The 12525-nt window shown below is 42.8% G+C and carries 17 protein-coding genes, 2 pseudogenes and 1 other annotated feature; of the genes and pseudogenes, 4 read left to right on the top strand and 15 right to left on the bottom strand.

Annotated features, from left to right (window positions below):
* Window positions 1-83 precede the first annotated feature (83 nt).
* Together ON01_RS18820 and ON01_RS05115 are read right to left on the bottom strand one after the other, a co-directional pair.
* Window positions 84-253: pseudogene (locus tag ON01_RS18820) on the bottom strand (universal stress protein); the annotation flags it as partial.
* Window positions 220-405: a sulfate transporter gene (locus tag ON01_RS05115; protein WP_010529934.1), complete on the bottom strand. Its 186-nt coding sequence runs from the start codon at window positions 403-405 to the stop codon at window positions 220-222. The gene ON01_RS05115 and the pseudogene ON01_RS18820, both read right to left, overlap by 34 nt.
* Before the next feature lie 91 nt (window positions 406-496).
* Window positions 497-678: a binding site (T-box leader), on the top strand.
* Between the two features lie 59 nt (window positions 679-737).
* Here ON01_RS05115 and trpS point away from each other — a divergent pair.
* Window positions 738-1742, top strand: coding sequence for a tryptophan--tRNA ligase (gene trpS / locus ON01_RS05110; protein WP_010529933.1), 1005 nt, complete (start codon window positions 738-740; stop codon window positions 1740-1742).
* A gap of 235 nt (window positions 1743-1977) precedes the next feature.
* Here trpS and ON01_RS05105 read toward each other — a convergent pair whose 3' ends face one another.
* The 6 genes from ON01_RS05105 to ON01_RS05080 form a co-directional block, all read right to left on the bottom strand.
* Window positions 1978-2739 (bottom strand): YjbA family protein, encoded by a 762-nt coding sequence (locus ON01_RS05105; protein WP_010529932.1) that lies wholly within the window; start codon window positions 2737-2739, stop codon window positions 1978-1980.
* A gap of 146 nt (window positions 2740-2885) precedes the next feature.
* Window positions 2886-3092, bottom strand: a complete 207-nt coding sequence (locus tag ON01_RS05100) for a YuzI family membrane protein (protein WP_010529931.1) — start codon at window positions 3090-3092, stop codon at window positions 2886-2888.
* 602 nt (window positions 3093-3694) lie between these two features.
* The gene (gene fabF / locus ON01_RS05095; RefSeq protein ID WP_010529930.1) at window positions 3695-4933 is read right to left on the bottom strand and encodes a beta-ketoacyl-ACP synthase II; all 1239 of its coding nucleotides are present in this window, start codon (window positions 4931-4933) and stop codon (window positions 3695-3697) included.
* Between the two features lie 29 nt (window positions 4934-4962).
* Window positions 4963-5904 (bottom strand): beta-ketoacyl-ACP synthase III, encoded by a 942-nt coding sequence (locus tag ON01_RS05090; RefSeq protein ID WP_010529929.1) that lies wholly within the window; start codon window positions 5902-5904, stop codon window positions 4963-4965.
* A 130-nt stretch (window positions 5905-6034) separates the two neighbouring features.
* Window positions 6035-7000: a BMP family ABC transporter substrate-binding protein gene (locus tag ON01_RS05085; protein WP_010529928.1), complete on the bottom strand. Its 966-nt coding sequence runs from the start codon at window positions 6998-7000 to the stop codon at window positions 6035-6037.
* A gap of 171 nt (window positions 7001-7171) precedes the next feature.
* Window positions 7172-7753 (bottom strand): hypothetical protein, encoded by a 582-nt coding sequence (locus ON01_RS05080; protein WP_010529927.1) that lies wholly within the window; start codon window positions 7751-7753, stop codon window positions 7172-7174.
* Window positions 7754-7866: 113 nt separating this feature from the next.
* Here ON01_RS05080 and ON01_RS05075 point away from each other — a divergent pair, with 113 nt between their 5' ends.
* Complete coding sequence (locus tag ON01_RS05075; RefSeq protein ID WP_010529926.1) at window positions 7867-8046, top strand: DUF2929 family protein; 180 nt, start codon at window positions 7867-7869, stop codon at window positions 8044-8046.
* A gap of 115 nt (window positions 8047-8161) precedes the next feature.
* Here the strand turns inward: ON01_RS05075 and ON01_RS05070 are convergent, their stop codons facing one another.
* A complete protein-coding gene (locus ON01_RS05070) occupies window positions 8162-8497 on the bottom strand; it encodes a hypothetical protein (protein WP_029328991.1) in 336 nt (111 codons plus the stop codon).
* A 104-nt stretch (window positions 8498-8601) separates the two neighbouring features.
* Between ON01_RS05070 and ON01_RS05065 the strand changes: the two genes are divergently transcribed.
* A complete protein-coding gene (locus ON01_RS05065) occupies window positions 8602-9420 on the top strand; it encodes an undecaprenyl-diphosphate phosphatase (RefSeq protein ID WP_029328990.1) in 819 nt (272 codons plus the stop codon).
* A 34-nt stretch (window positions 9421-9454) separates the two neighbouring features.
* Here the strand turns inward: ON01_RS05065 and ON01_RS18815 are convergent.
* Window positions 9455-9673: pseudogene (locus ON01_RS18815) on the bottom strand (radical SAM/SPASM domain-containing protein); the annotation flags it as partial.
* A gap of 196 nt (window positions 9674-9869) precedes the next feature.
* Between ON01_RS18815 and ON01_RS05060 the strand changes: the two are divergent.
* Window positions 9870-10562 carry a Crp/Fnr family transcriptional regulator gene (locus tag ON01_RS05060; protein ID WP_010529924.1) on the top strand — a complete coding sequence of 231 codons (693 nt, stop codon included), beginning with the start codon at window positions 9870-9872 and terminating at the stop codon, window positions 10560-10562.
* Here ON01_RS05060 and ON01_RS19465 read toward each other — a convergent pair.
* From ON01_RS19465 to ON01_RS05040, 5 genes are all read right to left on the bottom strand, one after another.
* Window positions 10559-10735 carry a hypothetical protein gene (locus tag ON01_RS19465; protein WP_175284929.1) on the bottom strand — a complete coding sequence of 59 codons (177 nt, stop codon included), beginning with the start codon at window positions 10733-10735 and terminating at the stop codon, window positions 10559-10561. The genes ON01_RS05060 and ON01_RS19465 overlap by 4 nt on opposite strands.
* Before the next feature lie 88 nt (window positions 10736-10823).
* Entirely contained in the window at window positions 10824-11060 is a 237-nt protein-coding gene (gene moaD / locus ON01_RS05055; protein ID WP_245544976.1) for a molybdopterin converting factor subunit 1, read from the bottom strand.
* The gene (locus ON01_RS05050; RefSeq protein WP_010529922.1) at window positions 11050-11523 is read right to left on the bottom strand and encodes a molybdenum cofactor biosynthesis protein MoaE; all 474 of its coding nucleotides are present in this window, start codon (window positions 11521-11523) and stop codon (window positions 11050-11052) included. Before ON01_RS05050 ends, moaD begins: the two co-directional genes overlap by 11 nt.
* Window positions 11516-12019, bottom strand: a complete 504-nt coding sequence (mobB, locus tag ON01_RS05045; RefSeq protein ID WP_010529921.1) for a molybdopterin-guanine dinucleotide biosynthesis protein B — start codon at window positions 12017-12019, stop codon at window positions 11516-11518. Before mobB ends, ON01_RS05050 begins: the two co-directional genes overlap by 8 nt.
* Before the next feature lie 140 nt (window positions 12020-12159).
* Window positions 12160-12471, bottom strand: a complete 312-nt coding sequence (locus ON01_RS05040; RefSeq protein WP_010529920.1) for a metal-sulfur cluster assembly factor — start codon at window positions 12469-12471, stop codon at window positions 12160-12162.
* Between the last annotated feature and the right edge of the window lie 54 nt (window positions 12472-12525).

Here is a 12525-nt window from a genome sequence, read left to right as displayed (position 1 = left end):
GTTGAATTTTACGCTTTCTTATCCATAAAAAAAAGAAGGAACAACACACAATCCTTGCGTATGTCATCCCTTCTTTTATATTTTTATTTCACAATCAGAACTGGGCAATCAACTCGTTTAGCGACCTTATGGCTTACACTGCCCAGAATCATTGTTTGCAGTTATTCAGTCCGCTTCCTATTACAACACAATCAAAATCATTCGTATTTGCCAGTTCAACTAACGTCGGCCCGGGTTCGCCGTGTAGTATATAAGCGGAAAAAGATAGACAATAGCTAAAGTTACACCAACGAGTGCATACATAACCCATGTTTTATCAACAAAATGCTGAAACTGTGCCATCAAAATCATAATGGCAAGTGCGTTCACAAATCCGACCATTACTGAACGCGGAACGAATTTCATCACTTTCGATCATTTAAAAACGCCAAATAAGAGTTTTATTCTACTCCTTGCATTTCTTCTCTGAACTGTATATACTAATAAAAAATAGATATCATGAGCTTTGAAGAAGATTAAAGTACAATTACCCGCTGATTTTTCAGAGAGCTTGTGGCTGGTGGAAACAAGCATCAAGGTTATTTGGAATTGGACTTTGGAGCTGATTTTAAAAAAAAGTGATTGCACGATACTAATGTGTGATAAATAGGGTGGCACCGCGGTTCATTCGTCCCTTTTTTAAGAGGGATAAATGAATCTTTTTTATTGCTGAGATTTATTGGAGGAGTGAATTCTATATGCAAACCATCTTTTCAGGCATTCAGCCAAGTGGAACTTTAACAATCGGAAACTATTTAGGGGCGATACAGCATTTTGTAGGGTTGCAGGAGGAAAATAACTGCTATTTCTGCATCGTTGACGAACATGCGATTACCGTGCCCCAGGACCGGCTGAAGCTGCGACATAATATTCGTTCACTGGCGGCGCTGTATCTGGCATCCGGCATCAACTCTGAAAAATCAACGTTGTTTATTCAATCGGAAGTTCCGGCACATACGCAGCTGAGCTGGATGCTGCAGTCCATCAGCTACATCGGTGAACTGGAGCGCATGACCCAGTTCAAGGATAAATCAGCTAAATCCGCGGGAAAAGAGGCAGTATCGTCCGCCTTATTAACATATCCGCCGCTGATGGCCTCGGATATTCTGCTTTACAAAACAGACATTGTTCCGGTTGGTGAAGATCAGAAGCAGCACCTGGAACTGACGCGTAACCTGGCAGAACGGTTTAACAACAAATTTAATGACATTTTTACCATACCGGAAGTCAGCATACCGGAAGTCGGCGCCCGGATCATGTCATTGCAGAACCCGACGAAAAAAATGAGCAAGTCGGATGAAAATGAAAAAGCCTATATTTCCATGCTTGATGAACCGAAGAAAATCGAAAAGAAAATTAAGAGTGCTGTCACTGACTCTGACGGGATTGTAAAATATGATAAAGAAAACAAAGCAGGTGTTTCTAACCTGTTGACAATACACGCCAGTTGTTCAGGGGAATCAGTTGAGGATTTAGAAGCAAAATTTGAAGGAAAAGGCTATGGCGAATTTAAACAAGCCACAGCTGATGCAGTTGTCAATGTCCTGAAACCCATACAGGACCGTTACAATGAGTTGATTGACTCTGAGATACTGGATGACATTTTGGATAAAGGAGCGGATAACGCCTCCTTTGAAGCCAATAAGATGCTCAAAAAGGCCAAGAAGGCTATGGGGCTTGGACGTGTGAAGAAAAAAGGATAAAGGATGAAGTGAAACTTCAATCAGTGTGGCGCTTTCCCCGCACTGATTGTTAATCGAAAAAAACCCAGCATCTGCTTGATTGTTCAGCAAATGCCGGGTTTCTTATTTTTTAGCAGCTAAGAAAGTATAAATTCTTTCCTACTGCATAAGTGCAACTAAGACTTTCGCCTTTAGCGATAAGCCAAGTTTTCTAATTTTAAATGATGACTTTGGCTATTGCTTTGCCATTACCTTTTCATTGCTGTTTTGATGTGTTTTGTGCAGGTTCCTGTTCTGCATCCCACATTTTTTCAAGAAATGGCTGCCCTTTAATCATTTTGGTGCATAGATCTTCATGTGACTGGCTCCAGCCCTGCTTAACACCTTCATACAGCTCATCCCAGACGGCTTCTTTATCCATATAACGTATAAACGGATATTTTTTTGGATCCCACTCGGTCAACCAATACCGAAGCTCCTCGGGGTTGTTGACTGTCCGAAGTTGGTCAAGTGCAATCATCAGTATCTGTTTCAACTGGCGTTCTCTTCTCGTCAGGCCGTGAACAAGCCTTGGCTCCATTGACAGCATATGGTACTCTTTATCCACCGTTCGTCCTTTAAAGTTAAACGATTCAGGTTTTGTTGTGCTGACCATATCAAATACAAGCTGCTCCTGCCTCGGGATCAGTCGGCTTTTCCGCACCGGTATCTGATAGCCGATCGTATCAAATGCAATAATATCATTTCCATCTGTCACCACCGCTGCGAAATCAAGACTATTGCGCTCTTGGCCTTTGCGCATATATGCACGCTTGTAAATCTTGTCCATCATTTCTTCCGGCAAATCGTGCATGTCATTTTCAATGTAGTCATAAAGGGCTTCTGTTATGTACAGCAACGGCACCTGGTCAAGCAGTTCAATTCCATCACTTTTCCGCCATTCATGAAAATGGCATATGCTATAACCATTTTCTTCACCTTCAAACCAGTTCACCCAGACATCATGTAAATACAGCATAAACAACCCTCACTTTAAATGAATCATTTAAATGGTATTCAAAAGTCAGCAAATTGCGGGTGTCCCCACGATATCTTGCAGCCTTTGAACCCGTACTTAAAATACATTATGACCATATTGGAAAAAATTATTCGATTCACCAAAAATTAAAGGTTGTTCGGATGACGGAATAATGTGATCGACATCAGCAGAATACCAGCCGGAAGAAAATAACACTCAGGCCTCCCCGCGACAAATATCATATAATCTGCCCAGGAAACCCCGACAGGTAAAAAGTTCATATAGGCGATGATCGTGACACCGCCGGAGACAGCAAGTCCAAATCCGATCAAAAATAAGATTAATAGCACCATCTTCTCACCCACTTAGATAGTAAACCGAAACAATAATTTTTCCGCTTATCCTTTAAGTGGCTGTTCAAAAAGTCCGGTAAACATGACACGTCGGTGTTTCTAGTTGGCTTGTTTCTCCGCGGCTCATGTATCTAAAGACATACATTCCGCTGAATGAAGTTTCACCTTATCCCCCTTTTTGAACACGCTCTTTAAGCTTGTCCGGTTCATTTATTTCATCTTATGCATGGGATTTTCATTCATGCATATTGTTTATCAGGAGAGAGTGTCGAGAAAAAGCTGTTTAAAAAAACCGGCCCAATTAAACCCTCTTTTTTCACCCATTATAAATGATATGTGCTGCAACGTAACACATGTTTGCTGCCTCGGCGACTCGCTTTTCTCCTCATCGAAGTTTTGTGTCGTTCGATCGCGCGAGATTCTCTGGTTTTCGCGCGAGGATGGCACAAAATCGCGCGAGATTCATAATATCGCTAAAATTTATCTATTTCCTATCATGAAAGAAGCTGACCGCCATTAGCAGTCAGCTTCTTACTTCATCCCGCATATAATGGTCAGTAAACCGCCAAATGACGGCGGCTAACTATCCCTAAAGTTTCACTTTACCGATATTTTTTAAAGATCAGAGTGGCATTGTGTCCGCCAAATCCGAGTGAGTTACTCATGACGACATTAACGTCCTGCTTTCTTGATTCATTCGACACATAATCAAGATCACACTCCGGGTCTGGTGTAACATGATTGATTGTAGGGGGGATTATCCCGTTATCAATGGCTTTAACCGAAATCACAGATTCCAATCCACCAGCAGCACCAAGTAAATGACCGGTAACACCTTTTGTGGATGACACGGCTAACTCTCTTGCGTGTTCGCCGAATACATCTTTAATAGCCTGGGTTTCATACTTATCATTCAGTTCGGTACTTGTACCGTGCGCATTAATATAATCAACCTCTTCAGGCGAAATACGGGCATCCTCAACAGCCTGCTTCATCGCCCGTGCAGCGCCTTCCCCGTTTTCTGCAGGTGCTGTGATATGGTAGGCATCACCTGTTGCAGCATAACCGATGATCTCTCCATAAATATGTGCACCTCGCTCAATTGCGGATTCCAATGTCTCCAGAACTAAAATGCCTGCACCTTCTCCCATGACAAAACCGTCACGTTCTTTATCAAATGGGCGGCTTGCGCTATTCGGATCTTCATTGGTTGATAATGCCTTCATGGCTGAAAAGCCGGCAAACGCCATGCTTGTAATGGGGGCTTCAGTTCCTCCGGCAATTATATAGTCAGCATCACCGCGTTCAATTGCTTTAAATGCGTCACCAATCGAATTGGCACCTGATGCACACGCAGTCGTGGTACATGAATTGATGCCTTTGGCTCCAAGCTGAATGGATACTTGACCTGCTGCCATATCTGGAATCATCATCGGCACAAAAAACGGACTAATTCGGCGTGCCCCTTTTTCCATTAGTTTTGTATGCTGATCTTCCAGGGTGCCCATGCCGCCGATTCCGGATCCAACCCAAACCCCGACACGAGTGGCATTGCTGTCATCAATCTTTAAGTCAGCATCATCTACCGCCATTCGTGCAGCGGCCACTGCATATTGGGTAAACAAGTCCATCTTTCGAGCATCTTTCTTTTCCATATAATTTTTCGGATCAAAATCTTTCACTTCAGCCGCTGCAGTTGCTGGCAATCCACCTCGCTCAATCCGGCTGATAAAATCGATTCCGCTCGTCCCGGAAACAACATTATCCCACATTGTCCCAACATCATTACCATTAGGGGATATGGTCCCAAGACCGGTAACTACTACTCTTCTTCTATCCATTTGTTGCTCCTCCTAGATTTCTGAAATCATTAACGGCCCCAGCGCAAGGCAATGGCGCCCCACGTTAGTCCTCCGCCAAAACCAACAAGAACGAGTAAATCATTATCTTTTATTTTACCATTATTAACGCCTTCTGATAAAGCAATTGGAATGGAAGCTGAAGACGTATTGCCATATCTTTTGACTGATGTTGCCATTTTATCCTCGGCAATGCCAAGGCGCTCACGGGCAGCTTCCATAATCCGGATGTTTGCCTGATGCGGAATCAAATAATCAACATCTTCTTTATTATACCCAGCCTTCTCAACAACATTTACTGACGATTCCGGCATTTGTCTGACGGCAAACTTGAATACTTCCCTGCCGTTCATAAACAAATAGTCGGTTTCCTTATCTTGATAGAGCTCTTTTCCGCCGGAACCATCTGATCCAAGCTCAAATGACAGAATACCGTTACCTTCTGAGACAGGGCCGACAACAGCCGCCCCGGCCCCATCGCCAAACAAGACACACGTATTCCGGTCACTCCAGTCTGTGATTTTAGAAAGCTTTTCAACACCCACTACCAAAACGTTTTGGTACGCATTTGTTTCGATGAACTGTTTAGCGGTAATCACGCCGTACATGAAACCGGAACATGCTGCACTGACATCCATCGCTGCAACTTTACCTGCTCCCAGCCGATCCTGAAGCATGCATGCGACAGAAGGAAAAGGTGTATCAGGCGTTACGGTTGCGACAAGAATCATATCAAGATCTTCTGCCTTAAGATTCGCTTTCACCAATGCATCCTGAGCTGCATAATATGCCATGTCCGATGTATCTATATCATCTTCAGCGATGCGTCTTTCCTCAATGCCGGTCCGCGTTCTGATCCATTCATCACTTGTATCTACAATTTTTTCAAGATCCTTATTCGTAACCACGTTGGACGGAACATAATGCCCGGTACCTAACACTCCGACGCCCATATACCCATCTCCTTAAATCTGTTATTTAAAAAGACCGTGAACTTCCCGATCTTTTTTGGATTGCATTATTATCAATTCTTATGACTTGGTCCTAATTTTAATGCAAACCTTTGAATTGTGCAAGCGTCATTCACTCAGTATTCCGTTCATTTGGCAGCAGTCCGGTCTCTTTATACGTTTCGACTTCCTCCTTAATTTTGCCGCGTATATCTTCCGGGACTTCAGGACTGAACTCTCCCAGGGAAATGACGTCATCCTGAAAGTCATACGTTGTGACACCGCCGCGCAACTCTTCTTCATTGAAATTCTCCGCTGCCATTATGTAAAGATCCTCCACGTGTTGAACAGTGCTTGTCAATACAGTTTCTTCGGCAAGTTCCGATTGATCGGCGACATAACCGATTGCATGTATGCCATCTGCATTTGCTTGCTCGATGATTGATGTGCTGAAGGCATTTCCGGCCGGGTAGACTACATCAGAACCCTCTCCTCGCATGGTCTCATACATCTCCATCGCTTTTTCTTCACCATTCCAATCATTTACATAATTAAGATGCACTTCTGCTCGCGGATTCTGAAACGTGACACCTTCAAAATAACCTTCTATTTCCGGCTGCCATTCAAATGCACCAATTACGGCCACATGATTTGTTTCAGTCATTTCCCCGGCCAGCATCCCGGCAAAAAAACCCATGGCATGCGAGTTGAAATTCAGGCTTGTCACATTTTCGGTGAATTGCCCACCGTTTAAATAAACAAAGTGAACTTCCGGATAGACTTTTGAAATCTCCTCAAAAAACTTACCATATGCAGCACTGTGCCCAAATATTAGATTCACACCATTTCCTACTAATTCATCAACAGCGTCTCTAACTTCCTGCTGGGTCTGAATCCCTTCTTTATAGTATACATCCGTATTAAACTGTTCTTCGATCGCCATCAGCCCTTCATAACCTTTTTTATCCCAGGGTTGGTCATGAATGGATGTTTCCACCAGCATTCCAACATTTTGCAGATTACCCGAATCAAAATAATTGCTGCATCCTGATAGCATAAGTATGAAAGCAGTCAGTATGATGATTGTTAACTTTTTCACGTTTCCACTCCATTCCTGGAAATTATTGGCCTGTACAAAATATTGTAACGATTAAACGGTACCACGTAAATGTACAGAACCATTACATTTCCATGACATCAAAAATCAAACGCCTCTCACTCGCTCTTAACCCGGGCATCTATGAACAGTTAACCGCTGTAATTTGGCGGATTACTGTCCATTACATGCAGGGTAAAATCGCTTATAACGTTCATAGTGTTTCCTAACCATCGTTATCTGTTCTTTTATAGATCTATTGTTTCGTATATAAACGGCATTTTTAAATTTTATACGGTCCGCTTCCCTGTCGTGGCACGATCTGACATCCAAGACCTGGGGGAGCCTGGTTGAAGTGACCCACTGCTCTATGCTTTCAGCTATATTTGACACATGAACAGCCGTTGATATAAACCGTTCTGAGTCAAACCGGACAAAGTCATTCTGTACATATATCCCTTCCTTGTTCATAGGCATCCATTCGCCAAAAACCAGAGGTAATTCAATCGCAGTCGATCGGTTTTTCTGTAAAGTCAATTCACGATCGTCGACCTTGATCGATACATCATAACCACTGCTGCGCTGTTTAGCCATGAGGTGATGAAACAAATCATTCCTGCCAAGAAACATAGACAAGTGCTCCTTGCTGTCGGTATCAAGATCGTCCATGCCGTCAACCTGCCAACCGTTATCAAGCAAATGACTGACAATGTGAAAGCCGATCCAATGGAAACAATTTTCCACAAAAAAGTACATTTCGATCATCCTTCTGTTAAAACAAATCCTTTTATTTTATGAACTGATTTGCTAAACTATATGAAGATAGCAGAAAATTAGTCAGTAAATTATAAATAGAGGTGTATCTAATTATGCGTTTCTTGTGGCCGCTTATCTGGGCTTTTCTAATTAGTTGCGTTGTTTCATATGTATTAGTCAGTATGGCAGGTAATGAATTTGAAATAGTAGGCACATTCGCAGCAACTATCGTCATTACACTTGCTGTTTTTATACTGGGTGAAGGCGTCTTAAAAGGCGAAAGTGATCATTAATCGAAAATGTCTGGATAATGACTGCAATTTGTAAACAACCCTTGCCTTCAAGGTAACGATGGCAAGGGTTTTGTGTTTACAGTCAAGGTTAATAGCGGTCAAATCCGGTTATGGTTTAGTACCAAGGCAGCACACTCAAGGCAGTAAGTGCAGCCAACGGCAATACCAAGCGACTGAATCTTCTTGGACGGCCATAGCCGTACCCATAACCAGGGTATCCATAACCCGGGTAACCATACCCAAAACCACCAAATCCAAATTGGCGATGGTCGCAACCATGATTACCGGGCATTTGATTGTCCTGACCAAGTGGTGTGGCCATATACATGTATTCGTCATCAAGCCCGGTGATGATCCCATCAAATTGAGAACCGTCATTCATTTCAGCAAGCACATACGAATGCATATGCCTTTTACACAATTCATACATATGTTGATGATTATAACTCATGTTTTCAACCTCCTCACCAACCAGCCTATTCATTTGCCTTTGGGTTGGTGACATGTTTCCAGCGTTGAAATCCATTGAGTTTGGGAGGAGATATAATGGAAACAATCGAAGCTTTTTGGTTGCTGATCAAATATATTGTTCTTGGACTCCTGCAGGGATTCACCGAGCCGATTCCGATCTCTTCAAGCGGTCATTTGGTTATCATAAGAAATCTTTTCGGTGTCGGTATCGAGGGGCTTTCATTTGAAATCATGGTCAATTTCGGGTCACTGATTGCTGTTCTGGTCATTTACCGGAAAGATATTTACCGGCTGGTGGAAAACGGGGTTCGATACATAACTACACGGGCAGAGGATGCCAAGAGTGACTTTCAATTCATCATGTTTTTGATACTCGCAACAATTCCAACCGGGATTATCGGCCTGTTATTTAAGGATTTCATTGAGGCACAGCTTAATGACAGTGTTGTCGTTGTTGGCGTGGCACTCCTGGTCACTGGAGGTGCTCTATGGATCATTCGAAATCTTCGAGGGCACAAAGGTGAGGGCGGCATCACGGTTCTTGACGCTATTATTGTTGGACTAGCCCAGTCAGTTGCATTAGTACCTGGCATCAGCCGCTCTGGTGCGACGATTGTTGCGGCAATGCTTGTCGGAATGAAAACCGAAACAGCCCTCAGGTTCTCATTCCTGCTCTATATACCGGTCAGCCTTGGGATTACTATATTATCCGCTGGTGAAATCATCGGCAGTGACAGTGACTTCAGTGCTGTGGCCATCCCATCTGTCCTGGCTTTTGCAGCTGCCATCGTTGCCACTTATTATTCATTACGGTGGTTTATAAACATTATGGCCCGGGGTAATCTAAAGTATTTTGCTTATTATTGCTTCGCAGTCGGGATACTTGTCATTCTGTTTCTCTAGTAATTGACAAGTGAAAAAGACTTCTAACCGTTGATCAGTTAGAAGTCTTTTGTCTTTTTTCCCGTTTATGCTGCTCCCGCCACGCTTTAGGAATGTAAACGCAGTATGGTTCACTTTCCATATAGTCCCCTGTTACATTGTATGCACGCGACCTTGATCCGCCGCATACATGCCGAAATTCGCACACACCACATTTTCCTTTGTATTTATCGGGACTTCGGAGATTTTGAAACACTTCCGACTCCCGATAAATTGCGATTTGACAATCCCATCATATAGCCTATCGAGCCTGAGTAATGTGATGAAGCGCGTCACCTGAGTATGATATTCGTCACGTCATCACAAAACGTTCAAAATCAACAAAAAATATATGGTTGTAATATGGTACGATGACATAAACAATAGAATTACGCTGTAAACTGATAGACGCCTGAGAAGGAGGTAATCCAATGAATACAGGTACCATACGGCAGCTCCTCCAAAAAGTCCCCCTTTTCAAAGACCTGACTGATTATGAGATTGAGCCGGTCATTAACCTGGCAAAGCATCGGATGTACCGGCACGGCACTCACATATTCATGCAAGGTGATCCGCTGACAAACGTTTATTTTATTCATCAGGGCAAAATAAAAATCTATAAAACCGATTTTCACGGCAAAGAGCAAATTGTAAATGTTCTTCAGCCTGGCGATATGTTTCCCCATCAGGGTTTTTTCAGGCAGGACGATTATCCCGCTCATGCCGAGGTATTGGAAGATGCGGTTTTAATCTATATTCCCATTGAGTCATTTGAAAGCTATCTGGTTAACCACCCTGAAATCTGTGTAAAGCTCTTCCGTGTACTTGGTGATATTATTGTCGATCTGCAGATTCGGCTAGAGGAAAAAATACTCCATAACACATACGAGCAAATTATTATGCTATTGCTGCGCCTAGCGAAAAGCTATGGTAAAAAAACGAGTGATGGTATGAGTAAACTGAAAACTCGATTTACAAACCGCGAACTCGCCAACATGATTGGATCAAGCCGTGAAACCGTCAGCCGCACGCTGACCCAGTTAAAAAAACAAAACATGGTTGTCATCGATAAATCCGGTGCAATTATTTTGGATACCGATGCACTTGAGGACGAATTATTTTAAGCTGAAAGATCATCCGGTGGGGTGATCTTTTTTAGTGGTGGGAGAACGACTCCCCTGACGATGTTCATTCCCTTCTGATCATGTTGCCGCTCTTCCAGCAGGCTCAACGATAATTTGTTCTTTCCTGACATTACAAAAAATGCTGCCATAACATTCATAAAAACAGGCAGCATAAGAAAAACCTCATTCAGTTGTAAAAAGTGAGAGCAGATATTTATAAGCATAACCTCTACCTAAATTTCCTCACGAATTTCGAAGGAGTTATCCTCCACTTACCGGTGGTATAAATGCAACAACATCTCCACTCTTTAAAACTGTATCTTCGCGGGAATACTCTTCATTAACCGCCGTCATAGCATTATCTAAATTGGTAAGGTCGTACGAGGATTTCAATTTCATCCTCAGTTCGTTTACGGATAAGCCATCCGCTTCCACATTTATTTTTTCGCTTCCAGCAGCCTCCTGCAGTTCAGCAAAAAACAAAACGTCAACCATCATGCATCTCCTCCTCTGAAGGAATCCTCTTCTTATAAGATGTTTTTTCTTTCTGATCACCAATCCATTTTGTGCCGTCTTCCCAGTGTTCTTTTTTCCAGATTGGCACAATTTCCTTGATCCGCTCAATGGCATAACGGCTTGCTTCAAATGCATCAGCACGGTGTGGCGTTGATACAGCGATAACAACTGCTATATCTGTAATGTCCAGTCTGCCAACCCGGTGCACAATCGCCGTATCGGCATCTCCCCATTTTTCCCGGATTTCTTCGCTGATTTGCATGAGTTTCTTTTCAGCCATCGGAATATACGATTGATATTCGAGAAACAACGTCCGTTTCCCCTTTGTAAATTCACGGACGGTACCAATAAATGTGTTCACTGCTCCTGCTTCATGACGCGCTACTTTTTCAATACAGTCATTCGGGTTAATGGGTTCCTGTGTTATCCAAAATTTATTAATCATTCGAATCCCTTCTTATATGTCCAGCAAGTGCTGTTATGTCGTTATGTAAATCGTTCATGTCAAATGCAGGATATCCCGGATTTTCCAAGTGCACATCACATGTTACGACTGCTATTATATTCGAAACTTCCTGTAAAAGCGAAAGTTCCGCTTTATTTTTAATAAGTACAATTTTAGGATAATCCGCTTGTTTATAACCCTCAACCAGCAGTAAATCAAGTTTAAATCGCCCATAAAACTGGATTAACTCTTCGATTTCAAAAGGCCTATGCAACGTCAGCTGTGTCAGTCCTCCGCCTTGAACACCGCTGATTACCGAGCCGGATTTAAAGTGTTTTTCGCTGTCGGTTCCTTCAGCCATATCCGGCTCACCGCCGTGACCATGGTGTTTCAGTGAACCGACTTTAAGGCCCTCCTCTGAGAAATAGCGTATCAGCTGACTCATAAGCGTTGTCTTCCCTGAATTTTTAAAACCGGTGATCTGGCAAATTTGCATATAACGTCTCCATTCCTAAAAATACCGTGGTTTAAATGTGAACCCCGCCTGAATCTTCCCTGTATACTCAAATTTTGAAGTGGGAAACTAATAAAAAAAGGCCGATTCATAGAAATGAATCAACCACTTGAATCTTTGTATTAATCAGGAATACCGAGTGCAATTTTTGCATAGCGGGACATATTATCTTTGCTCCACGGCGGATCCCAGACGATATTCACTTCCGCTTCTTCGATTTCAGGAATATCTGAAAGTGCACGCTTAACGTCCTGTTCGATATGCCCTGCCAGCGGGCATCCCATTGCTGTCAGCGTCATGGTAACGGTACAAGCACCTTGATCATCAAGGTCAGCGCCATATACCAGCCCAAGGTTTACAATGTCAATACCGAGCTCAGGGTCAATGACATTTTCAAGTGCACCCATAATATTTTCTTCGAGAGCTGCGTCCATGACAATCCCTCCTTCATAGTCTTATTTAAACATATTCGTGCCTATTTTTAAATG

This window comes from Lentibacillus jeotgali, from assembly GCF_000224785.1.
GTDB lineage: Bacteria > Bacillota > Bacilli > Bacillales > Amphibacillaceae > Lentibacillus > Lentibacillus jeotgali.
This window is presented reverse-complemented; position numbering and strand designations above follow the sequence as displayed.